Raw genomic sequence first — 22,321 nt, 5'->3', positions numbered from 1 at the left:
GCCGGCTGCGGTGGCGATCTCGGTACAGGATGCTGCGCTCACGCCGTGGGGAGGATCCGCGCCCCGCCCCCCGCCGGGAGGCGTGAACAACTCAGGACTATCTGCTCAGAAGCCGCTCGATCTGGCGCGCACGAGCCGCGCAACCGCAGTTCGTCCTGAGTTGTCGACGCACCGCGGGCGGGCTGGAGCGCGGGGCGCGGCTAGGAGCCGAGCAGCTCGGCGGCGAGGTATGACTCGAGGGCCGCGAGCGGCATGCGCTCTTGCTGCATCGTGTCGCGCTCGCGCACCGTGACGGCCTGATCGTCGAGCGTGTCGAAGTCGACCGTGACGCAGAACGGCGTGCCGATCTCGTCTTGGCGGCGGTAGCGCCGGCCGATGGCGCCGGCGTCGTCGAAGTCGACGTTCCAGTGCTGTCGCAGCTGCTCGGCGAGCTCGCGCGCCACGGGCGAGAGCTGCTCGTTGCGCGAGAGCGGCAGCACCGCGACCTTGATGGGCGCGAGCCGGCGGTCGAGGCGCAGCACGGTTCGGGTGTCGACGCCGCCCTTCGTGTTCGGCGCCTCGTCTTCGAAGTAGGCGTCGACGAGGAAGGCCATGAGCGAGCGGGTCAAGCCCGCGGCGGGCTCGATGACATACGGAACCCAGCGCTCTTCTTTGCTCTGGTCGAAGTACGACAGGTCGACGCCAGAGTGCTCTGAGTGCGTCGAGAGGTCGAAGTCGGTGCGGTTGGCAACCCCCTCGAGCTCGCCGAACTCTGAGCCGGAGAAGCCGAAGCGGTATTCGATGTCGACGGTGCGCTTCGAGTAGTGCGACAGCTTCTCGGCGGGGTGCTCGTAGAGTCGCAGGTTGTCGGGGTTCACGCCGAGGTCGATGTACCACTGCAGGCGCGTGTCGATCCAGTACTGGTGCCATTCCTCGTCGGTGCCGGGCTCGACGAAGAACTCCATCTCCATCTGCTCGAACTCGCGCGTGCGGAAGATGAAGTTGCCGGGCGTGATCTCGTTGCGGAACGACTTGCCGATCTGCCCGATGCCGAACGGCGGCTTCATGCGAGCGGCGTTGACGACGTTGGCGAAGTTGACGAAGATGCCCTGGGCCGTCTCGGGGCGCAAGTAGTGCAGCCCCGACTCTTCTTCGACAGGGCCGAGAAAGGTCTTCAGCAGCCCCGAGAACTCTTTCGGCTCTGTCCATTGTCCCCGCGTGCCGCAGTTGACGCACGCGATGTCGGCCAGGCCGTTCTCGGGCGCCCGACCCTTCTTCTCTTCGTACTCTTCTTCGAGGTGGTCGGCGCGGTAGCGCTTGTGGCAGCTGAGGCATTCGACGAGCGGATCGCTGAAGACGTCGACGTGGCCCGAGGCCTCCCACACGCGCTTCGGCAGGATGACGCTCGAGTCGAGCCCGACGACGTCGGCTCGGCGCGTCACCATCGCACGCCACCATTGGCGCTTGATGTTCTCTTTCAGTTCGACACCGAGCGGCCCGTAGTCCCACGCCGAGCGCGAGCCGCCGTAGATCTCACCGGCCTGAAAGACGAAGCCGCGCCGCTTGGCGAGCGCGATGACCTTGTCGAGCCGAGAGGGTGCAGCCACGGTGGGAGTCTCCTGTTCTGACCGAGCTGGATGCCCGGCGCCGAGTAACGCGTAGATCAGAAGTCTAGTGAGCGCAGCATGCGCGGGTAGCCCACGCCCCCGGGCCGGCAGGGCACGGCGCGGCACGGGGTGCAGCGCTCAGTCGCACACCGCTCAGGGGTGCAGCAGGATGACGCCTCGATACCCGCTGCCCCACCGCACGATTCCTTCGAGCTCGTCGGCGGTGATGGGCAGCTCGTGGGTCATGACCCAGGTCTCGCCGATCGAGGTCTCGACCCAGGGGTCGTCGATGAGCAGCACGCCTTCGCGCGCCGAGGCCGCGACGACCCAGTGCGGCGTGGGGTCGTCGATGAGCGGCTCGAGGTCGATGAGCAGCAGCGCGATGGCTCCTGCTTCGACGGCGGCCCCGATGTCGGCCATGCTCGGCCGCGTGCTGTGGCGCGCGACGCCCGCCGCCTCGAGCTCGATCGCGGCGAGGCGCTGCAGGTCGCCGCGGAACGCGAGGTCGTCTGGCGCGGTGAGGTGCTCGAGCAGCACGGCGTCGTCGGCGTCGAGGTAGACCTCGACGCGCTGGCCGTCGCCGCGCAGGCGCTCGAGGGTGGCCGTGAGCGCGAGCGGGTCGCACGCCGGCACGTTCGTCGCCGAGCGCCACACGCGCAGCTCGGTGAGCCGGTTGGCGTCGACGTCGTCACCGAGCATCGTGATGCCGGCCGCTTCGAGCGCGAGCAGCGCCGAGACTCCCCCGCAAGTGAATTCGGTGGTCTGCCGGTAGTACGCGATCTCGCCGCGCGGCCAGTCGACGAGGTCGAGCACCCAGCCGTCGATGCCCGGTTCGGTGCCGTCTCCCGACGGGCGCGCGGCCGTGAGCGGCCGGAATCCGTGGGCGGCCGGGTCGACGGTCTCGCCCGGCAGCACCTGCCATCTGAGCAGTGGATGCCCCGCCTCGCGCTCGAGCTGCACGAGTCGTTCGATCACGACGGCGAGTGCTGCGGCGTCTCCGAACGCTCCGACGATGACCGACCCTGCCGTGTGCGGGCGCCGACGCAGCAGCGCTGCGGCCCGGAGGTCGCTCGGCTCGCCGAGCAGCGCACGGTGCACGATCGCCGAGCCGGTGGCGTGCATCCACACCCCGGAGACCGACGCCGGTACCGCCAGCTCGGGCTGCTGCTCGCTCGCGGGCACCGTCGGCTCGAGCAGCGCGACGTCGACGAGCTCTGCGTTCAGCGTTGCGCTCATGTGAGGGTGGCACCTTTCACGTCGGGAACGGGGGCGCTCGCAACGAGCAGCGAGCGCGTGTATGGATGCTCGGGCTCATCGAAGACGAGGTCGACCATGCCGCTCTCGACCGCTTCGCCGTTGCGCAGCACGAGCACCCGGTCGCACACCTGCCGCACGACGGCGAGGTCATGGGTGATGAACAGCACGGGGGTCGAGAGCTCGTCTCGAATGCTCAGCAGCAGGCTGAGAATCTGCGCCTGCACCGACACGTCGAGGGCCGAGACCGACTCGTCGCAGATGAGCAGCCGGGGCCGGGGGGCGAGGGCCCGGGCGATGGCGACGCGCTGACGTTCTCCGCCGGAGAGGTCGCGCGGTCGCTTGCGCGCGTAGTGCGCGGGCAGCCCCACGCTGTCGAGCAGCGCGCCGAGATCGCTCGGCGGCCGTTCGCCGACGGCGAGTGCTTCGCGCAGCACGGCGCCGACGGCGAGCCGGGGGTTGAGGGCCGAGTACGGGTCTTGGAAGACAATCTGCAGACTGCGCGGATCGCGGCCGCTGAGCCCGCGCGGCAGCGTGACGCCGTCGAGCCGGAGGTCGCCGTCGTGATCGGTGTGCAGCCCCGCGATGCAGCGGGCGAGGGTGGTCTTGCCCGAGCCCGACTCGCCCACGACACCGACGATCTCGCGGCTGCCGACGATGAGGTCGACGCCGTGCAGCACTTCGGTGGCGCCGTGGCGAGCGCGCAGGCCGCGCACGCTGAGCACCGTGTCGGGGCGCTCATCGAGCGAGCGCGCCGAGGCCGCGGCGCGGTCGGTCGACACGATGGGCTCGCTGCTGTGGTGGCAGGCGGCGAGGGCTCCCGTCGCCACGACGCGGAGGGGCGGGGTCTCGATGCGGCAGAGGTCGGTGGCGAGTGCGCAGCGCGGGGCGAACGAGCAGCCCTCTGCGCGCGAGCCCGGCGAGGGAACCGAGCCGGGAATGCCGGCGAGCTCGTGCAGCCGGTGGTCGAGCGGCGGCTCGGCGGCGAGCAGTCGCTCGGTGTAGGGGTGCACGGGCTGATCGAGCACGACCGCGGCGGGGCCGCGCTCGACTGCCGAGCCCGCGTACATGACGATGAGGTCGTCGGCGCAGCCTCGCACGACGCCGAGGTCGTGTGAGATCAGGATGACGCCGAGCCCTCGACGCGACTGCAGCTCGGCGATGACGGCGAGCACTTCGCCGCGCGTCGACGAGTCGAGCGCGGTCGTGGGCTCGTCGGCGATGAGAATCTCGGGGTCGCCCGCGATCGCCGCCGCGATGGCGACGCGCTGCCGCATGCCGCCCGACAGCTCGTGGGGGTAGCGTCGAGCGACTGCGGGGTCGAGGCCGACCTCGGCGAGTCGCTCTGCGACGATCGCGTCGACGCGCCGGCGCGAGAGGGTCACGTGCGAGCGCTGCGCGCTGGCTCGCACGGTGTCGGCGATCTGGCTGCCGCATCGATGCACAGGGCTCAGCGAGGTGAAGGGGTCTTGCAGCAGCAGCGACACGGCCGAGCCGCGCAGGCGCCGCCACGGCACGTCGGCGCCCAGATCGAACTGGCGCTCGCCCAGCTGCACCGAGCCGGCCGCCCGCAGCGCCGGGTCGAGCAGCCCCGTGAGCGCGCGGGCCGTGAGCGACTTGCCCGAGCCCGACTCGCCCACGATGGCGAGCGTGCGGCCCGCGTGCACGTCGAGGTCGAGCGGTTCGACGATGATGCCGCTGGGGCCGTGCACGGTCAGCCCGCGCGCCTGCAGCAGGGGGGTCGCCTCGCTCATGCGGCACTCCGTCTCGAGTCGGCGCGCGCCGCGATGGCGTCGCCGAGCAGGTTGATGGCGCACGCCACGACCACGATCGCGATGGCCGGAGCGAGCGACGCCGCGGGGTTGCTGAGCAGCAGCGCGCGACCGTCATCGAGCTGCCGGCCCCAGTCGGCGGCGCCCGGCGCCACGCCGACGCCGAGGAACGACAGCGACGAGAGCGCGACGATCGCGATGGCCATGTTGACGAGAGCGTTCGTGACGATGATCGGGCTCACGTTCGGAAGGATGTGGCGGAACATGACGCGCAGCGGGTTCAGCCGCAGCATGCGCGCAGACTCGATGTAGGGCCGCGCCGACTGCTCGAGCACTGCGGCGCGCACGAGCCTGATGTCAGACGGGGCGAACAGCACGACGAGCATGGCCACGGTCACCCAGTAGCCGCTGCCGAACATGCCGGCCACGACGATCGCGACGACGACGACGGGCAGAGCGAGCAGGAGGTCGGTGACGCGGCCCATGACGAAGTCGAACGGCCCCTGCACATACCCCGAGAGCGTGCCGACGATGATGCCCAGCAGCATCGAGCCGAGGGCGATGACGAGCGGCCCGGCGAGTGCCGAGCCCGACCCCGCGATGAGCAGCTGCAGCACATCGCGACCCAGCTCGTCGGTGCCGAGCGGGTGACCCGGGGTGCCGGGCGGGGTGACTCCGTGCAGGATGTCTTGCGAGAGTGCCGTGGGCGCGATGAACGAGCCGAAGGCGGCGAGCAGCAGCGCCAGGGAGACCATGGTGCTCGTGATGACGAGCAGCGCTCGACCGCCTCTGCGGGCCGTGACGGCGGGTGTGAGTGCGATCGCCGTGGTCGTGGTGGCCGTCATGATGCCCTCCTGCCGCGCCGCACGCGCGGGTCGATCACCGCGTAGGTGAGATCGATCGCCACCGTGATGAGCGCGATCACCACGGCGATGAGCAAGACGAGCGCCTGCACGAGGGCGATGTCTTTGAAGAGCACGGCGTCTTGCAGCATGAGCCCGAGGCCCGGCAGCGCGAAGGCCGTCTCGACGAGGATCGTGCCTCCGATGACGTAGGTGAAGACCAAGCCAGCCGCGGTGATGATCGGAATCGACGAGTTGCGCAGCGCGAGACCGAGCACCGTCAGCTCGCTCAACCCGCGCGAGCGCGCGAAGGTGACGTAGTCGCTCGCGAGCGACTCGATCATCGCCGCCCTCGTGAGCCGCATGAGAATGGCCGCGAGACCGACGGCGAGAGCGATCGAGGGCAGCACGAGATGGTAGACCCGCGAGCCGAAGTCGGTGCCTCCGCCATAGACGGGAAAGATCGGAAGGTAGTAGGCGAAGACGTAGAGCAGCAGCAACGAGACGACGAACGCAGGAGCGCTCAAGCCGATGACCGAGAAGCCTGTGAGCGCTTGATCGATCGCTGACTGGTGGCGGCGCGCTGCGATGACGCCGAGGGGAATCGCGGTGACCGCGGCGATGAGCATGGCCATCACGGCGAGCATCGACGTCAAGGGAATGCGACTCGCGATGGCGTCGGCGACGGGCACCTGATAGCGGATCGAGGTGCCGAGATCGCCTTGCAGGGCGTTGCCGAGCCAGTTGAGGTACTGCAGCCAGATCGGGTCGTCGAGTCTGTACTGCTCGCGGATGGCCGCGATCGTCTCGGGGCTCGCGGGGCGCAGCCCCAAGAGGTTGCGCACGAGGTCGCCCGGAATCAGGTGCATCATGCCGAAGATCAGCACCGACAGCACCGCGACGATCACGAGCACTCCGAGCAGACGCAGGGTGAGCATCCCCCAGAAGGAGGATGCCCACCCCGCGAGGAGTGCGCGGCGAGGCGCACTCTGCATATCAGCCGGCCTTCGTCAGCAGGGTCGGCCAGGGGTTGGTGAACACGAACGGCGAGGGAGTGCTGAGGCTCCAGCCGTTGAGGAACGCCGTCGCCGACTGGCCCCACCACAGCGGGGCGCTCGCGAGGTCGGGCCGCGCGAGGTTGTCGGCCTCGAGGATGAGGTCGGCGCGCGTGACCGGGTCGCTCTCGACGAAGGCCCCGGCGAGCAGCGCACGCACAGCCTCGTTCTCGTACTGCGAGGGGTTCTCGGGCCCGTAGAGGTATGAGATGACCTCTCCGGGGTCGCCCGTCGTCGAGAAGTACCACATGTAGCCCACGCCGTGCTCACCGTCGCCGATCGTGGCGAGCCACTCTTCGATCGTGACCTCGCGCACGTTCACGGTGACGCCGATCTCGGCCAGGTTGGCCGCGAGGGCGAGCGCCGAACGGCCCAGCTCGGGGCCCGTCGCCGGGTAGGTGAGCTCGGTCGTGAAGCCCTCGGGCACGCTCGACGCCGCGAGTGCGGCAGCAGCAGCCTCGAGGTCGAACGCGAACTGCTCGCCCTCGGCGAGGGCTGCGGCGGCTCCGTCGGGGCCATAGGCCGTGAACAGCGACTCGGGGGTCGGGATGGCGAGCGCCACCTCGCCGTGACCGCCGAGCACGCTCGACACGACGGCCTCGCGGTCGACCGCGTGGGCGAAGGCCTCGCGCACCTTGAGGTCATCGAACGGCGCCACGCTCAGGTCGAACAGCAACCCGACGTACGAGAGGTCGTTGACGAACTGCACCTCGGCGCCCGAGATCGACTCCCACTGCGAGGCCTGCGTGAACGGCACGTTGAACGCCACGTCGATCTGGCCCGACTGGGCCGCGAGCAGTCGCGTGTTCTCGTCGGGGATGAAGTCGATGCGCACCGACTCGAGGTCGGGCACACCGCCCCACCAGGTGTCGACTGCCGTGAACTCGACGTGCGAGTCTGGCACGAACTCGGTCACCTGGAACGGGCCGGTGCCCATGAGCAGGCCCGAACCGGTGCCGATCGTGCCCTCGTTGGCCTCCCAGTAGGCGCGAGAGGTGACGTAGAGCGCGCCGACCGTGCTCATGAGGGTGGCGAAGGTGGCGTCTGGCTCGACGAGCGTGATGGTGAGCTCGCGCTCGCCCGTCTCTTCCATCGACTCGAGGCCGCCCAGGTACCACGCGAAGCCGGGCGAGATCTCGGCGTCTTGCGCCTTCTCGATCGAGAAGATGACGTCGTCGACCGTGACGGGCGTGCCGTCGTGGAAGGTCGCGTTCTCACGCAGGGTGTAGACGTAGGTGACGTCGTCGACCTGCTCCCAGCTCTCGGCGAGAGCGGGCTGAATCTGCCCCTCGGCGTCGAGCGACACGAGGCCCTCTTGCGCGATCGAGGCGACGTAGTAGTTGAGAATGCCGTTCTCTTGACCCACATACAGGTTCGAGAGTGAGCCCGGCAGCGCCACGGTGAGGCGGGTGTCGTCGCCAGACCTCGATGGGCCCGCGGGCGTGCAGGCGCTGAGCGCGAGTGCCGCCGCCACGAGGGCGGCGGTGGTCACCGCGAAGCGGCGAGATAGTCGAGACATGCTGTGTTGACCTCCGTCGATGGATGCGCGAATCGTCCACGAGTTCTTTGAATGGCGATTCACTCTATTGGGTGCTGGACGTGCTGGGCGAGCAAAACTCCTTTCGGTTCACGCAACGACTTCAGAGCCCCGGCGACTCGCAGGACGTCAATATCGTCATTCCAGACGTGGAACGACAGACGAATTCGACCGTCACGGCCACTCGCGGTGAGCCCGGCTGACCGCACCGCCGCGAGCAGTCGGCCGTCGGCGTCGTCGAGCGCGACGATCGACTGACCCTGAGGCTGCAGGTCGAGCGCCTCGAGCGCGGCGTCAGCGAGAGCGCTGGTTCTCGCGTGCAGCGCAGCGATGTCGAGCGAGGCGAACAGGTCGAGCGCGGGGGCTGCGCCCACCCACGCCTGCCAGGCCGGCGAGATGTCGAAGCGCCTGCCGTTGTCGGCGAGCCGCATGCCGGGGCCGTAGATCGACTGCCACACGTCGTCGCCGGCGTACCACCCGGCGTGCAGCGGCGCGACGCGGTCGCGAATCTCGCTCGACACCGTCATGAAGCCGACGCCACGAGGGCTGCACAGCCACTTGTATGCATGGCACACGGTGATGTGCCAGTCGCTCGCCGCCACGGGGTAGACCCCTGCGGCCTGGGTGACATCGCAGACGGTGAGCGCGCCGACGGCTGCGGCGGCCGCGCGAATCTCGTCGACGGGCGCGAGCTGGCCGGTCGACGACTGCACGAGCGAGAAGACCACCATCGCCGTCTGCGGCCCGATCTCGTCGGCGAGGGCGTGCAGAGGCACTGAGCGGGTGCTCTCGGGGTGCCGCACCTTGAAGGGGTAGACCACCGAGGTGAAGTCGCCGTCGACCACGAGCACTTCGCCACCGTGCGGCACCGCGTCTGCCGCGAGTGCGGCCATCACCGAGGTCTGGCCCCCGATCGAGACATCGTCGACGGATGCTCGCACGAGTCGCGCGTAGGCGGCACGAGCGCGTTCCACCACCCCGCCGTAGTGGGCAGGGTCTCGTCGCCCCGAACCCCACAGCATGAGGTCTTCGCTGAGGGCGTCGATGGCGCTGAGCGGCGGGATGCCCATCGTGGCGGCATCGAGGTAGCCGGATCCAGTCGGAAACTGGCGGCGGGCGTCGTCGAGAGTCAGGTGCACTCTCCCAGGGTCGCGGTCGCCGTCTCATTCAACAAGAGCAGCTTGCTTCGGTGATTCATAACCCTGGGTTATGTTTGAGTGTGACCGCGACCGAGATCGACCTCACCACCCTGCGCATCGTGCGGGCCATCGCCGACGAGAAGACCCTCAGCGGAGCCGCCGCCGCACTCGGGTACAGCCAGCCGGCAGTGAGCCAGCACCTCGCTCGAGCATCCACTCGCATCGGCCAACCGCTCGTGACGCGGGCCGGCCGCACCGTGCGGCTCACCGAAGCAGGAGCCGTGCTCGCCCGGCACGCCGTCACCGTGCAATCGGCGCTGGACGCCGCGAGCGGAGAACTCGCCGACCTCGGCGGGCTGCGCTCAGGGGTCGTGCGCGTCGCCGCCTTTCCGACCGCGTCGGCGACCGTCGTGCCCCGACTGCTGGGAGCCATGGCAGCGCGGCACCCCGGCATACGCCTCAGCTACGTCGAAGTCGAACCGCCCGAAGCTCTCGACCTGCTGCGGCACGGTCGCGCCGACCTCGCCATCACCTTCCGCTACCCAGACGACTGGAGCGACCCGCACGCTCGCTACCCAGACGAGCTCACCATGCTGCCGCTCTTCGACGACGAGCTGCTCGTCGCCGAACCCGCCGCCCACGACCGCGACGGCAGCCGCACCACGCTGCAGCAGTATGCAGACGCCGACTGGATCGCCGGGTGCCCGCAGTGCCGCGGCAACCTGCTGCAGGCCTGCCAGAGCGCCGGGTTTCAGCCGCGCATCGCCCACGAGACCGACAATGCGGCCGCCGTGCTGGGGCTCGTCGCCAACGGGCTCGGCGTCGCGCAACTGCCCAGACTCGCGCTCTCGAGCGTCACCGTGCCCGAGGGAGTTCGGCTGCTGCAGGTCGCCGGCGTGCCGAGCCGCACCGTGCACGCCGTCGCGCTGCGGGCCGCGCAAGGAGTGCCGGCCGTGGCGGCCGCACTGCGGGCCTCAGCCGAACTCGACGTCGCCGACTGGGTGGCCGCCGGATGAGCGCAGTGGAGGCCGCGGGTCAGGCGTCGGGAGCATCCACCGCGCCGCCGAAGCGGCGATCGCGACCCGCGTAGTCTTCGATCGCCGCCCACAAGTGACGGCGCCGAAAATCGGGCCACAGCGTGTTCAAGAACACCATCTCGGCGTAGGCACTCTGCCAGAGCATGAAGTTGCTCGTGCGCTGCTCTCCGCTCGACCGCACGAAGAGGTCGACGTCGGGCTGGTCGGGCTCGTAGAGGTGCTTCGCGATCGAGCGCTCGGTGATGCGCGCCGGGTCGACGCGACCGGCCTTGACGTCGGCGGCGAGGGCTCGCACGGCATCCACCAGCTCGACACGGCCGCCGTAGTTGACGCACATCGTCAGCGTCAGGCCCGTGTTGCCGGCCGTCATCGCCTGCGCCTCTTCGAGCTCGGCGATGACGCTGCGCCACAGCCGCGGGCGGCGGCCCGCCCAGCGGATGCGCACGTTCCAGGCGTGCAACTGATCGCGGCGGCGGCGCAGCACCTCGCGATTGAAGCCCATGAGAAAGCGCACCTCGTCGGGGCTGCGGCTCCAGTTCTCGGTGCTGAAGGCATACACGCTGAGGTGCTTGACGCCGATCTGCACGGCGCCCGCCACCACGTCGAGCAGGCTCGCCTCGCCGGCGCGGTGGCCCTCCACCCTGGGCAGGCCCTGGCGGTTGGCCCAGCGGCCGTTGCCGTCCATGACGATCGCGACGTGCTGCGGCACGACCTTCGTCGACAACTCAGGAGGAACCTCGCCCGTCCAGTCGAGAGGGCGCAGAGGTTCGGGGTTCTTCGCGGCGCGGCTCACGCGGAGTCCTGAATTGTCGACACCGGCACTCGGGCGTCGACTCGGTCAACGTGCGGCAGCGAGCGCAGCCCGCGTTCGAGGTGAAACTGCGTGTAGGCCGCCACGATGCCGTTGGCCTGCGCACGCGCGGCCTCGCTGCTCGCCTCGGCCACCGCCCACTTGCCTTCGAGCAGAGCCGCGAGCAGCTCGCGCGTCTCGTCCGAGACGCGCGGGGCGCCGGGAGGGGCGACATCGTCGGCGACGACACCTCCGAGCTGCACCACGAACGCGCTGTGGGGGCCGGGCGCGCCGGTGACGGCGCAGTCGCCGAAGGTGGGCGCCCATCCTGCAATCGACAGCGCCCGCAGCAGATAGCTGTCGAGCGTCAGCCCCGGCGGATGCTCTGCGCGCGCGAGCGAGCGCAGCGCGCCGACCAGCAGCAGGTACTGCTGCACTCCCCCGCCGTCGTCGCCCGTGACGCGATCGGCCGTCTCGACCATGACGTTCGCGGCCGTGTAGCTGCCGTAGTCTGCCGTGATGTCGGCGCCGTACGAGCCGAGCGACTCGGCCTGCTGCACGATGTCGAGGCTGCGGCCGGCGTAGAGCTGCACGTCGGCGACCATGAACGGCTCGAGGCGCGCACCGAACTTGCTCGCCGTGCGGCGCACACCCTTGGCCACTGCGCGAATCTTGCCGTGGTTGCGGCTCAGCATCGTGACGATGCGGTCGGCCTCACCCAGCTTGTGGGTACGCAGCACGACGATCTCGTCACGGTAGGTCGGCACCGCTCCAGTATCGCGTGCCCGGGTGCGAACCGGCCGGGCGGCGCGCTGCGTCGGGCGTTCAGCGCGCCCGACGCGGTGCGTCGACAACTCAGGACAATCGCGCTGCGGGCGTGGTCGACAATTCAGGACGAACGGTGGATGCTCAGCCCAACCTGCCCAGAGAGGCCGCAGATTCTGCGAGCTCACGGGCAGCAGTCTCGAGTTCGTCCTGAGTTGTTGACGCACCCCAGGTGAAGCGCACTGCGGTGCGGGCGATGTCGGGGTCGAAGCCCATCGCGAGCAGGACGGGTGAGGGCTCGTCGCGGCCGGCCGCGCACGCCGAGCCACTCGAGGCGAGAATGCCGCGATCGTCGAGCGCAATGAGCAACGGCTCGCCGCCGAAGCCCGGTACGACGAACGAGGCGTGGCAGGGCAACCGCCGAGCCGGGTGCCCGGTGAGCTGCGCGCCGGGCACGGACTGCAGCACTCGAGCGATGAAGTCGTCGCGCCGGGCTTCGAGCTCAGCGATCGCAGGTCGCTCGGCCTCGGCCAGTTCAAGCGCCGCCGCGAGCCCCACCGCACCCGCCACGTTCTCGGTGCCAGAACGACGGTCGCGCTCCTGGCCTCCGCCGTGGATGAGCGGCTCGATCGCGGCCGCCGTCGGCAGCAGCAGCGCCCCGACTCCCTTCGGGGCACCGAGCTTGTGCCCCGAAATCGTCACGGCGTCGGCGTGCACGAGGTCGGGATTGCGAGCGGCGTCGAGCGGGTACCACCCGGCGAGCTGCACCGCATCGGTGTGCAGCAGCGCTCCGGCCTCGCGCGCCGCGGCCCCCAGAGCCGCGAGCGGTTGCAGCGTGCCCACCTCGTTGTTCGCGGCGTGCACGCTGACGAGAGCGGTGTCGGGTCGCAGGGCGGCGATCGCGGCGCGAGCATCCACCACCCCGTCGGCGTCGACCGCGACGCGCGTGACCTCGACGCCGTGCCAGCGCTCGAGGTACGCCGCCGATTCGAGCACTGCCTCGTGCTCGATCGCGCTCACCAGAATGTGACGGCCCCGCCCGCGCGCGATGGCGGCGAGCGTGAGGCCGATGACGGCGAGGTTGTCGCTCTCGGTGCCTCCGCTCGTGAACACGACGTGCGCGGGGCGAACGCCGGCGAGGCGGGCGATGCGGGCGCGAGCATCCGTCAGCGCGTCGGAGGCTCGACGACCGAGCGAGTGCGTCGACGAGGGGTTGCCGTGCTCGCCCGTGAGCCACGGCCACATCGCCTCGAGCACCTCGCGGCGCACGGGCGTGGTCGCCGCCTGGTCAAGATCGATGAACGACACGGATGCTCGCTAGCGCCCGCCGCCGGCAGCGCCGCCCAGCTCGGGGTGCGGGGTTGCGGCGTCGATGACGATGTCGAGGCCCAGGTCGAGCGCCGCGGCGCTGTGGGTGAGGGCGCCCACCGAGATGACGTCGACCCCGGTCTCGGCGATCGCGCGCACGGTGTCGAGCGTCACGCCGCCGCTCGCCTCGACCGTCGCGCGGCCGCCGATGAGGGCTAGCCCGGCCCTTAGATTGTCGAGGCTGAAGTTGTCGAGCATGATCGTGTCGGGCTCGGCGGCGAGCACCGCTTCGAGCTGAGCGAGCCGATCGACCTCGACCTCGAGGTGCATCGTGTGCGGAATGCGCGCGCGCACCGCCCGAATGGCCTCGGTGAGGTCGAGCCCCTGCGCCTGCAGCACCGCCAAGTGGTTGTCTTTCAGCATGACCGCGTCACTCAGCGAGTGTCGGTGGTTGTGGGCGCCGCCCGCTCGCACGGCGGCCTTCTCGAGCACGCGCAGCCCCGGAGTGGTCTTGCGCGTGTCGACGATGCGCGCGCTCGTGTGCGCAACCGCTTCGACGTAGCGCCGCGTCAGGGTCGCGACGCCGCTGAGCCGCTGCGCGAGATTGAGCGCCACGCGCTCTCCGCGCAGGATGGCGCGCGCCGAGCCCTCGACGGTGGCGATGAGCGTGCCCGGCGCGATCGGGTCGCCCTCGGCGGAGTGCCGTTTGACCGCGAGGGTCGGGTCGACCCGCGTGAAGGCGAGTTCGAGCGGCAGTCCGCCCGCGAACACGCCGTCGACGCGGCTCACGACGCGCGCCGTGGCCGTCGCGCTCACGGGAATCGCCGCCTCGCTCGTCACGTCGCCCCACGGCGCATCTTCGTCGAGCGCTCGATCGACGATCGCCGTGACGCTGGCGAGCGTGAGCCCCTGCACGTCGTCGGTCATGCGCGCACCTCCATCGTGCCGACCCGCGCGTCGCCGGTCGGCGTCAACAATTCAGGACGATCTGCCGAGGGTCGCTCGACCGCACGCCGCACACGCTGCGCGGGGTCGGTCTCGGGGAAGTCATCACGCCAATGCGCGCCACGCGATTCGGTGCGGGCAAGCGCCGCCGCGGCGGTCAAGCGCGCGAGGGGCAGCAACGAGCGGGCTTCGTCGTCGCCAGGGCGAGCATCCGCCAGTTCTCGGGCGAAATCGGCCATCTCGTGACCCGTGCGTTCCAGCCCGAGCGCCTGCCACGCGCGGTCGCGGATGCGGTCGGCACTCCACGCGACGCTACCGTCGACGAGTGCGTCGGCCGCGATCTCGCGAACGACCGGCACGGGGGCCTCGAGCTGGCCGTCAGGGAGATTGTCCTGAATTGTTGACGGCGGGAGGGGCAGCGGGCGCGCAGCGGAGGTGCCCGCCGCGCCGACGGCGTCGCCCGCGCGCCACCCGACGACGACGGCTTCGAGCAGCGAGTTGGAGGCGAGGCGGTTGGCCCCGTGCACCCCCGTCGACCCGGTTTCGCCCACAGCGAACAAGCCAGGAACCGTGGTGCGGCCATCCATGTCGGTGAGCGCGCCGCCCATGGCGTAGTGCGCGGCGGGAGTGACGGGCACGGGCGAGACCGACCAGTCGACCCCGGTCGCGCGCACGAGCGCGTCGATCGTCGGAAAACGCTCGGCCAGCACGGCAGCGCCGAGCGCGGTCGCATCGAGCAGCACCGGCTGGCCATCCTGCTTCCGCATCTGCCGCGCGATCGCGCGCGCCACGATGTCGCGCGGAGCGAGCTCGGCCCGCGGGTCGATGTCGGGCATGAAGCGTCGGCCGTCGGCGTCGAGCAGCGTCGCGCCCTCGCCGCGCACGGCTTCAGACACGAGCCCTCCCCCGGCAAGCACCGTGGGGTGAAACTGCACGAACTCGAGGTCGGCGATCGCCGCGCCGGCCGCGTAGGCCAGCAGCACGCCGTCTCCGGTCGACACGGGCGGGTTGGTGGTGTGCCGGTAGAGCCGCCCGTTGCCCCCGGTCGCGAGCACGACGGCGTCGGCAGCGACGCGCTCGACGCCCGCGGGGCTCTCGATCACCGCGCCGGCGATCGCGCCATCGCGCACGATGAGCGAGATGGCGCGCGCGAATTCGTGCGACCGGATGCGCCCCTCGCGCACCGCGGCGGCGAGAGCCGTCTCGATCACTCGGCCGGTGGCGTCTCCGCCCGCGTGCAGAATGCGCGCGATCGAGTGGGCGGCCTCGAGCCCGCGGGCCCAGTCGCTCACGTCGTCGAAGGGCGCGACGGCCCCCGGCGCGGGGTCGAAGGCCACCCCGAGGGCGACGAGGTCGTGCACCCGGCGGGGCCCCTCGGTGCAGAGAATCTCGACGGCGGCGGGATCACTCAGCCCCGCGCCCGCGAGCAGCGTGTCGTGCGCGTGCAGCGCCGCCGAGTCGTCGGGAAACACCGCTGCAGCGATGCCGCCTTGCGCCCACGCGGTCGAGCCAGCCGTGAGCACGTCTTTCGTGACGATCGTGACGTCGTGCCGACGAGCGGCGCGCAGCGCGGCGACGAGCCCGGCCATGCCGCTGCCGATGACGAGGATGTGCGCCATGGCTCAGTCTCGCGGCTTCGCGTCGAGCATGCGCTCGAGCGCGAGGCGAGCATCGGCCTGCACCGTCGCGTCGACGGCGATCTCGTTGACGACGCGGCCCGCGACGAGCTCGTCGAGCACCCACGCGAGGTAGCCGGGGTGGATGCGGTACATGGTCGAGCACGGGCAGATGACGGGGTCGAGGCAGAAGATGGTGTGCTGCGGGTATTCGGCCGCGAGCCGGTTGACCATGTTGACCTCGGTGCCGATGGCGAAGGTGGTCGGCGACGTCGCCCCGGCAACGGCGCGCCTGATGTAGTCGGTCGACCCGGCTTCATCGGCCGCATCGACGACGGGCATGGGGCACTCGGGGTGCACGACGACGCGCACCCCGGGGTGCTCGGCGCGCGCCCGCTCGATCTGCTCGACGGTGAAGCGCTTGTGCACGCTGCAGAATCCGTGCCACAGAATGACGCGGGCATCGAGCAGCTCGTCACGAGTGGAGCCGCCGAGCGGCCGGCGCGGATTCCACATCGGCATCTGCTCGAGCGGCACGCCCATGGCCTTGGCGGTATTGCGGCCGAGGTGCTGGTCTGGGAAGAACAGCACCCGCTGCCCGCGCTCAAAGGCCCACTCGAGCACGGTCTTCGCGTTCGACGAGGTGCAGACGATGCCGCCGTTGGCGCCGCAGAACGCCTTGAGTGCGGCGGAGGAGTTCATGTAGGTGACGGGAATGATCGGGGCGCGGCCGTCGGCGTCGGGCTCGGTGCCGTAGACCGAGAGCAACTCGTCCCACGCCGCTTGCACAGAGTCGATGTCTGCCATGTCTGCCATCGAGCATCCCGCAGCAAGATTCGGCAGGATGACGCGCTGAGCATCGCGCGCCAGAATGTCGGCCGTCTCGGCCATGAAGTGCACGCCGCAGAACACGATGTACTCGGCGTCGGGCTTGGTGAGCGCGGCGTTGGCGAGCTGGAACGAGTCGCCGAGGAAGTCGGCGTGCTGCACGACCTCGTCGCGCTGGTAGAAGTGCCCGAGAATGACGAGGCGATCGCCGAGCGTCTCTTTCGCAGCGCGGATGCGCGCGTGCAGCTCGTCGTTCGAGGCGCGCTGATACTGCTCGGGCAGGGAGCCCTGGCGCGGCGAGCCGGTGGGGATGACGTCGAACATCGACGAGCCAGGCCCGTAGCCCGGCTCGGCGTCGAACTGCCACGGCCCCTGGGCGAGCTCGGGCGTGCACGTCTCGCCCGGTGCCTGGCCGTTCGTGATGAGGCGGATCGTCGTGTCGACGCTGAGGGTCATGATGTCGTCCTTGCGGTGGCTGTGGGGCGGCGGGTCAGGGGGCCGGCGTCGACGAGTTCGACGTCGCCGACATAGCGATAGAGCTCGGGGGGCCGGTGCCGACCGCCCGTCACCACTTCGCCCGTGGCTTCGATCGCGCCCGAGGCGAGCACTTGGCGCCTGAAGTTGGCGGGGTCGAGCGGCTTCTGCAGCACCGCTTCGTAGACCTCGCGCAGCTCGGCGAGCGTGAACCGCGGGCCGAGGAAGGCGTGGGCGATGCGTGAGTACTCCATCTTGGTGCGCAAGCGCCACAGCGCGTAGTCGACGATGAGGTTGTGGTCGAAGGCGAGCTCGGGCAGGTCGTCGGCGGCGAACCAGCGCACGTTATCGCCGAGCGTCACCTGCTCGGCCTCATCGGGCCGCACGAGGGCCCAGTAGACGATCGAGACGAGCCGCTGGTCGGGCGAGCGGTCGACGTCGCCGAAGGCGTAGAGCTGCTCGAGGTAGGTGGGCGCGAGGCGGGTGGTCTCACCGAGGTTGCGTCGCGCAGCGCCTTCGAGGCTCTCGTCGGTGCGCACCATGCCGCCGGGCAGCGCCCAGCGATCGAGGTGCGGTTCGCGGATGCGACGCACGAGGGGCATCCAGACGGCCGGTGCGCCGTCGCCGTCGGCGCGCAGGGCGAAGATGACGGTCGAGACGGCGAGGCCGATGGCGGTGGTGCTCGTCATGGATGCTCCTTCCGCTCGACCCCGACTGTTACAGTCACGCTGACCTGAACACAGTCTAGCACTTCGGGTAGAGGTGACACGAACCCGTCGGTGCGTCGTGCCCGCGGCGAGCATCCACCCGCCAGAATGGAGCAGTGGACGCCGTCTTCGTGATTCCCCTCTGGGCCGACCTGCTCGCCGTCGGCATCGGGGCACTGCAAGGCGCGCTCTTCGCCGCGCAGTTTCGCGACCGCCGCCTCGACTGGCTCGGCGTCGCGATCATCGGCATCGTCGTCGGCTTCGGGGGCGGTCTGCTGCGCGACCTGCTGCTGAACGTTCCGCTGGCTCCCCTGCAGTCGAACTGGTACGTCGTCGTCGCCACCGGGGCAGCCCTGCTCGGCATGCTGCTCGAGCGAGTCTTCTCGCGGCTGGGCCGCCTCATCACGGTGCTGGATGCTCTCACCATCGGCCTCTTCGGAGCGATCGGCACGACCAAGGCCCTCGCCGTCGGGCTGCCCGAAGTGGCCGCCGTCTTCGTCGGCGTGCTCGCCGCCGTCGGAGGGTCGATCTTGCGCGACCTGCTCTTGAACCTGCCCATCGCGCTCATGCACGTGGGCTCGCTCTACGCCGTCGCCGCCGCCGCCGGATCGGGAACGATCGCCGTGCTGCTCGCCCTCGACGTCAACGTGCTCGTCGCCGGCATCGTGGGCGTGGCCATCACCTTCGCCGTGCGCATCGCCTCGGTGCTGTTCGGCTGGAGCCTGCCAGAGCAGCGCAGCATCGAACGCCTGCCGCGGCTGCCCCGACCCGGCCGACCGCCGCGGGGGCCCCGCCCATGACCGCCGGACTCGCCGAGTTCGAAGCCGCACGGCCCCGGCTCACCGGCCTCGCCTACCGCCTGCTCGGCTCGTGGGCCGAAGCCGAAGACGTCGTGCAAGACGCCTGGCCGCGCTGGAGCGCCGTCGCGGGCACGGGCATCGACAACGCCGAAGCCTACCTCACGACGATCGTCACGCGGCTCTCGCTCACCGCCCTCGACTCTGCGCGCGTGCGACGCGAGCAGTATGTGGGCCCGTGGCTGCCCGAACCGGTCGACACGAGCGCCGACCCCGCGCTCGGCGCCGAGACCGCCGAAGCGCTCGACCTCGCGACCCTCCTGCTGCTCGAACGGCTCAGCGGCCCCGAGCGGGCCGCACTCGTGCTGCGTGAAGCCTTCGCCTACGACTACGCGAGCCTCGCCGACGTGCTCGACACGAGCGAAGCCGCAGCCCGGCAGCTCGTCTCACGGGGGCGTCGCGCCCTCGACGGCCACCGGCGGCAGCGCGTCGACGACGAGACGCGCCATCGACTGCTCACCGCCTTCGTCACGGCGGCGCAGGGCGGCGACCTCGCCGCACTCGAATCGCTGCTCGTCGGCGATGCCGTCGCGATCAGCGACGGCGGCGGGCTCGCGAGCGCGGCACGCAAGCCCGTGCACGGTGCCGAGAGCGTCGCGCGCTTCGTGCTCGGCGTGATCGAGAAGTTCGGGCAAGGGCTGCACACCGTGCCGGTGCAGGCCAACGGTGCGACGGCCTTCCTCGCGCTCACCGGCCCGGGCCCCGATGCCTCGCCCGTTGCGCTCTGGACGCTCGACATCGGCCGCGACGGCGTCGCCGGCGTGCTCATCGTGCGCAACCCGCGCAAGCTCGAGCGCATCACTCGCACGGTCGTGTCACAGAGCGGCGAGCAATCCGGTCGACTCTGAGAGGGCGCAGTGCGCGCCCCGCAGAGAGGAGCACCATGAGCATCACCATCACGGGCGGCACCGGAACCCTCGGGCGCCGCGTCGTCGAGACGCTGCGCGCTGCCGGGCAGTCACCGAGCATCCTGAGCCGGCGGCCGGGCGCCGACCACGTCGTCGCCGACCTGCAGACGGGGGCAGGGCTGCCGCAGGCACTCGACGGCACCGAGACCGTGCTGCACCTCGCCACCAACCGGCGGTCGGATGCTCGCGCCACGCAGCACCTGCTCGACGCCGCGCGTGCCGCCGGCGTGCAGCACCTCGTCTACGTGTCGATCGTGGGCGTCGACGCCGTGCCGCTCGGCTACTACCGCTCGAAGCTCGCCTGCGAAGAGCTCATCGCCGGGTCGGGCGTGCCGTACACGATCGTGCGAGCCACCCAGTTTCACGAATTCGTCGCCGACTTTCTGCGGCCGCAGCGACGGCTGCCGCGCGTCATCACGCTCGATGTTCCGGTGCAGCCGATCAGCACGACCGCGGTGGCCGAGCGGCTCGCCGCGCTCGCCACGACGGCACCCGCACACGGTCGAGTCGACGACCTCGGAGGGCCCGAAGTGCTGCCGCTCGCCGAGTTCGCCCGGCAGTGGGTCGAGGCGCGCGGCGCCGCACCCGAGGCCGCCCGCCGTCGCGTCGTCGAGTGGCACCTGCCCGGCAGGCTCGCCGACGCCTACCGCGCCGGGCTGCACACCACCGGGGTGCCCGGCCCGGGCATCCCGTTTGCGGAGTGGGCCGCCACCACCCCCTGACCGCCGCCCGCGTCAACAACTCAGGACGATCTCACGCAGCACCCCTCGCGCCCGCACCCGCTGCGCGTCAACAACTCAGGACGATCGGGACGGGGTGCGCTGCTCACGCGCAGAAGTGCGCCTCGAGAGTTCAGTCGTTTGGCAGTTCGTCCTGAGTTGTTGACGGGCGCTGGTGCGTGAAGCCTCAGGTGGTCGCCGCGTTCGTCCTGAGTTGTTGACGGGCGCGAGCGAGAGTTCGTCAGGCGGAGACGAGCTCGCGCTCGGGGCTCTCGAGCCTGATCGCCCGATTGACTGCCGAGACGACGGCCTTGAGCGACGCCGTCGAGATGTCGGGGTCGATGCCGACACCCCACAGGGTGCGGCCGTTGACCTCGAGCTCGACGTACGACGCCGCGTGGGCATCCCCGCCCGCAGACAGAGCGTGCTCGACGTAATCGAACAGACGGATCTCGATGCCCTGCCCCTGCATCATCTTGAGGAACGCCGCGATCGGACCATTACCGGTCGCGTCAATCGCGGCAATCTCCTCTCCGTCGCGCAGGGTCGCGTTGAGCGAGACCGTTCCGGTCATGTCGCTCGCCGTGCGGGTCGAGAGCAGCTCGAAGCGGCCCCACTTGGCGTCGGGGTCGGCCGCGGGCAAGTATTCGTCTTGGAAGATCGCCCAGATCTGGTCGCTCGTGACCTCGCCGCCCTCGGCGTCGGTCTTCGCCTGCACCACCGAGCTGAACTCGATCTGCAGCTTGCGCGGCAGGTCGAGCGCGTGGTCGGTCTTGAGCAGGTAGGCGACTCCGCCCTTGCCGGATTGCGAGTTGACGCGAATGACGGCCTCGTACGAGCGGCCCAGGTCTTTCGGGTCGACGGGCAAGTACGGAACCCCCCACACGAGGTCGTCGACGCCGACGCCCGAAGCAGCGGCCTGAGCATCCATCGCCTCGAAGCCCTTCTTGATGGCGTCTTGGTGGCTGCCGCTGAAGGCCGTGTAGACGAGGTCGCCCGCCCACGGGCTGCGCTCGTGCACCTTGAGCTGGTTGCAGTATTCGGCCGTGCGCTTGATCTCGTCGAGGTCGCTGAAGTCGAGCTGCGGGTCGATGCCCTGCGTGAAGAGGTTGATGCCGAGCGCGACGAGGTCGACGTTGCCGGTGCGCTCGCCGTTGCCGAACAGGCAGCCCTCGATGCGGTCGGCGCCGGCGAGGTAGCCGAGCTCGGCGGCCGCGATGGCCGTGCCGCGGTCGTTGTGCGGGTGCAGGCTCAGAATCACCGAGTCACGGCGCGCGAGGTGGCGGTTCATCCACTCGATCGAGTCGGCGTAGACGTTAGGGCCGGCCATCTCGACCGTCGCGGGCAGGTTGATGATGATCTGCCGCTCGGGCGTCGGAGCGATCTGCTCGATCACCGCGTTGCAGATCTCGACCGCGGTCTCGAGCTCGGTGCCCGTGTAGCTCTCGGGGCTGTACTCGTAGAACACCTCGGTGCCGGGCACGGTCGACTCGTACTGCTGGCACCAGCGCGCGCCCTGCAGTGCGATCTCTTTCACGCCCTCGACGTCGGTGCGGAAGACGACCTCGCGCTGCAGTGCACTCGTCGAGTTGTAGAAGTGCACGATCGCGCGCTTCGCACCCTTGATCGACTCGTAGGTGCGGGCGATCAGGTGCTCACGGGCTTGCGTCAGCACCTGGATCGTGACGTCGTCAGGAATGAGGTTCTCGTCGATGAGCGAGCGCACGAAGTCGAAGTCGGTCTGGCTCGCCGACGGAAAACCGACCTCGATCTCTTTGAACCCCATACGCACGAGCAGGTCGAACATGACGCGCTTGCGCTCGGGGCTCATCGGGTCGATGAGCGCCTGGTTGCCGTCGCGCAGATCGACCGCGCACCAGCGCGGAGCCTGCTCGATGCGCTTCGTCGGCCACGTGCGATCGGGCAGCTCGACGCGGAACTGCTCGTGATACGGCTGATACTTCTGAATCGGCATCCCTGAGGGCTGCTGGCGGTTCTGCATGCTGTGCTCCTGCTGGTCGTTGGGGGTTGTCAGCCGACAACAAACTCCGCGACGAGGGAGGCTGGTTGACTAAGCCTCGTCGCGGCAACGAAGAAGGAGCAGGCCGAACACCCTTTCAGGGTACACCCGCGCGCCCATCACGCCCCGCTTCGTGCCAGATCTGGCGCATGTGGGCGCTTG

19 protein-coding genes are annotated in these 22,321 nt (G+C 70.2%); 4 read left to right on the top strand and 15 right to left on the bottom strand.

Annotated elements, in window-relative coordinates; translation table 11 throughout:
• Nucleotides 1-200: 200 nt before the first annotated feature.
• From KIT89_RS02410 to KIT89_RS02380, 7 genes are all read right to left on the bottom strand, one after another.
• Nucleotides 201-1,586: a glycine--tRNA ligase gene (locus tag KIT89_RS02410; protein ID WP_297602913.1), complete on the bottom strand. Its 1,386-nt coding sequence runs from the start codon at nucleotides 1,584-1,586 to the stop codon at nucleotides 201-203.
• Nucleotides 1,587-1,739: 153 nt separating this feature from the next.
• Complete coding sequence (locus KIT89_RS02405; protein ID WP_297602912.1) at nucleotides 1,740-2,822, bottom strand: peptidase C39 family protein; 1,083 nt, start codon at nucleotides 2,820-2,822, stop codon at nucleotides 1,740-1,742.
• A complete protein-coding gene (locus KIT89_RS02400; protein ID WP_297602910.1) occupies nucleotides 2,819-4,594 on the bottom strand; it encodes an ABC transporter ATP-binding protein in 1,776 nt (591 codons plus the stop codon). Before KIT89_RS02400 ends, KIT89_RS02405 begins: the two co-directional genes overlap by 4 nt.
• Nucleotides 4,591-5,457 carry an ABC transporter permease gene (locus KIT89_RS02395; protein ID WP_297602908.1) on the bottom strand — a complete coding sequence of 289 codons (867 nt, stop codon included), beginning with the start codon at nucleotides 5,455-5,457 and terminating at the stop codon, nucleotides 4,591-4,593. Before KIT89_RS02395 ends, KIT89_RS02400 begins: the two co-directional genes overlap by 4 nt.
• Complete coding sequence (locus KIT89_RS02390) at nucleotides 5,454-6,392, bottom strand: ABC transporter permease (protein WP_297602907.1); 939 nt, start codon at nucleotides 6,390-6,392, stop codon at nucleotides 5,454-5,456. The genes KIT89_RS02395 and KIT89_RS02390 overlap by 4 nt, the downstream gene beginning before the upstream one ends.
• Before the next feature lie 58 nt (nucleotides 6,393-6,450).
• Complete coding sequence (locus KIT89_RS02385) at nucleotides 6,451-8,028, bottom strand: ABC transporter substrate-binding protein (protein WP_297602906.1); 1,578 nt, start codon at nucleotides 8,026-8,028, stop codon at nucleotides 6,451-6,453.
• Between the two features lie 59 nt (nucleotides 8,029-8,087).
• Nucleotides 8,088-9,185, bottom strand: a complete 1,098-nt coding sequence (locus KIT89_RS02380) for an aminotransferase class V-fold PLP-dependent enzyme (RefSeq protein ID WP_297602905.1) — start codon at nucleotides 9,183-9,185, stop codon at nucleotides 8,088-8,090.
• 80 nt (nucleotides 9,186-9,265) lie between these two features.
• Between KIT89_RS02380 and KIT89_RS02375 the strand changes: the two genes are divergently transcribed.
• Nucleotides 9,266-10,201, top strand: a complete 936-nt coding sequence (locus KIT89_RS02375; RefSeq protein WP_297602904.1) for a LysR family transcriptional regulator — start codon at nucleotides 9,266-9,268, stop codon at nucleotides 10,199-10,201.
• Between the two features lie 19 nt (nucleotides 10,202-10,220).
• Here KIT89_RS02375 and KIT89_RS02370 read toward each other — a convergent pair whose 3' ends face one another.
• The 7 genes from KIT89_RS02370 to KIT89_RS02340 form a co-directional block, all read right to left on the bottom strand.
• The gene (locus KIT89_RS02370) at nucleotides 10,221-11,015 is read right to left on the bottom strand and encodes an isoprenyl transferase (RefSeq protein WP_297602903.1); all 795 of its coding nucleotides are present in this window, start codon (nucleotides 11,013-11,015) and stop codon (nucleotides 10,221-10,223) included.
• Nucleotides 11,012-11,779: a DNA repair protein RecO gene (gene recO, locus KIT89_RS02365; RefSeq protein WP_297602902.1), complete on the bottom strand. Its 768-nt coding sequence runs from the start codon at nucleotides 11,777-11,779 to the stop codon at nucleotides 11,012-11,014. The genes KIT89_RS02370 and recO overlap by 4 nt, the downstream gene beginning before the upstream one ends.
• A gap of 142 nt (nucleotides 11,780-11,921) precedes the next feature.
• Entirely contained in the window at nucleotides 11,922-13,085 is a 1,164-nt protein-coding gene (locus tag KIT89_RS02360) for a cysteine desulfurase family protein (RefSeq protein ID WP_297602901.1), read from the bottom strand.
• A 9-nt stretch (nucleotides 13,086-13,094) separates the two neighbouring features.
• A complete protein-coding gene (gene nadC, locus KIT89_RS02355) occupies nucleotides 13,095-14,012 on the bottom strand; it encodes a carboxylating nicotinate-nucleotide diphosphorylase (RefSeq protein ID WP_297602900.1) in 918 nt (305 codons plus the stop codon).
• Entirely contained in the window at nucleotides 14,009-15,649 is a 1,641-nt protein-coding gene (nadB, locus tag KIT89_RS02350; protein WP_297602898.1) for an L-aspartate oxidase, read from the bottom strand. The genes nadC and nadB overlap by 4 nt, the downstream gene beginning before the upstream one ends.
• A 3-nt stretch (nucleotides 15,650-15,652) precedes the next feature.
• Nucleotides 15,653-16,930, bottom strand: coding sequence for a quinolinate synthase NadA (gene nadA, locus KIT89_RS02345; protein WP_297602897.1), 1,278 nt, complete (start codon nucleotides 16,928-16,930; stop codon nucleotides 15,653-15,655).
• Entirely contained in the window at nucleotides 16,927-17,637 is a 711-nt protein-coding gene (locus KIT89_RS02340; RefSeq protein ID WP_297602896.1) for an NUDIX domain-containing protein, read from the bottom strand. Before KIT89_RS02340 ends, nadA begins: the two co-directional genes overlap by 4 nt.
• A 134-nt stretch (nucleotides 17,638-17,771) precedes the next feature.
• Here KIT89_RS02340 and KIT89_RS02335 point away from each other — a divergent pair, with 134 nt between their 5' ends.
• The 3 genes from KIT89_RS02335 to KIT89_RS02325 are packed head-to-tail and all read left to right on the top strand — an operon-like array spanning nucleotide 17,772 to nucleotide 20,142.
• On the top strand, nucleotides 17,772-18,455 hold the full coding sequence (locus KIT89_RS02335) for a TRIC cation channel family protein (RefSeq protein ID WP_297602894.1): 684 nt from the start codon (nucleotides 17,772-17,774) through the stop codon (nucleotides 18,453-18,455).
• Complete coding sequence (gene sigJ / locus KIT89_RS02330; protein WP_297602893.1) at nucleotides 18,452-19,360, top strand: RNA polymerase sigma factor SigJ; 909 nt, start codon at nucleotides 18,452-18,454, stop codon at nucleotides 19,358-19,360. The genes KIT89_RS02335 and sigJ overlap by 4 nt, the downstream gene beginning before the upstream one ends.
• A 35-nt stretch (nucleotides 19,361-19,395) precedes the next feature.
• On the top strand, nucleotides 19,396-20,142 hold the full coding sequence (locus tag KIT89_RS02325) for an SDR family oxidoreductase (RefSeq protein ID WP_297602892.1): 747 nt from the start codon (nucleotides 19,396-19,398) through the stop codon (nucleotides 20,140-20,142).
• A gap of 238 nt (nucleotides 20,143-20,380) precedes the next feature.
• On the opposite strand, the gene leuA is transcribed toward KIT89_RS02325, so the two are convergent.
• Nucleotides 20,381-22,141 (bottom strand): 2-isopropylmalate synthase, encoded by a 1,761-nt coding sequence (gene leuA, locus KIT89_RS02320; RefSeq protein WP_297602890.1) that lies wholly within the window; start codon nucleotides 22,139-22,141, stop codon nucleotides 20,381-20,383.
• Between the last annotated feature and the right edge of the window lie 180 nt (nucleotides 22,142-22,321).

This window comes from Microcella sp. (assembly GCF_025808395.1).
In the GTDB taxonomy this organism is placed as follows: Bacteria; Actinomycetota; Actinomycetes; order Actinomycetales; family Microbacteriaceae; genus Microcella.
Note: the sequence above shows the minus strand (reverse complement) of the source record. Positions and strands in the feature narration are given on the sequence as shown.

Excerpts from the sequence above, each read along its gene's own strand:
- KIT89_RS02395 (WP_297602908.1), bottom strand. The coding sequence starts at position 5,457 with ATGACGGCCACCACGACCACGGCGATCGCACTCACACCCGCCGTCACG.
- sigJ (WP_297602893.1), top strand. The coding sequence starts at position 18,452 with ATGACCGCCGGACTCGCCGAGTTCGAAGCCGCACGGCCCCGGCTCACC.
- nadA (WP_297602897.1), bottom strand. The coding sequence starts at position 16,930 with ATGACCCTCAGCGTCGACACGACGATCCGCCTCATCACGAACGGCCAG.
- KIT89_RS02340 (WP_297602896.1), bottom strand. The coding sequence starts at position 17,637 with ATGACGAGCACCACCGCCATCGGCCTCGCCGTCTCGACCGTCATCTTC.
- nadC (WP_297602900.1), bottom strand. The coding sequence starts at position 14,012 with ATGACCGACGACGTGCAGGGGCTCACGCTCGCCAGCGTCACGGCGATC.
- KIT89_RS02405 (WP_297602912.1), bottom strand. The coding sequence starts at position 2,822 with ATGAGCGCAACGCTGAACGCAGAGCTCGTCGACGTCGCGCTGCTCGAG.
- KIT89_RS02400 (WP_297602910.1), bottom strand. The coding sequence starts at position 4,594 with ATGAGCGAGGCGACCCCCCTGCTGCAGGCGCGCGGGCTGACCGTGCAC.
- KIT89_RS02325 (WP_297602892.1), top strand. The coding sequence starts at position 19,396 with ATGAGCATCACCATCACGGGCGGCACCGGAACCCTCGGGCGCCGCGTC.
- leuA (WP_297602890.1), bottom strand. The coding sequence starts at position 22,141 with ATGCAGAACCGCCAGCAGCCCTCAGGGATGCCGATTCAGAAGTATCAG.
- KIT89_RS02390 (WP_297602907.1), bottom strand. The coding sequence starts at position 6,392 with ATGCTCACCCTGCGTCTGCTCGGAGTGCTCGTGATCGTCGCGGTGCTG.
- nadB (WP_297602898.1), bottom strand. The coding sequence starts at position 15,649 with ATGGCGCACATCCTCGTCATCGGCAGCGGCATGGCCGGGCTCGTCGCC.
- KIT89_RS02385 (WP_297602906.1), bottom strand. The coding sequence starts at position 8,028 with ATGTCTCGACTATCTCGCCGCTTCGCGGTGACCACCGCCGCCCTCGTG.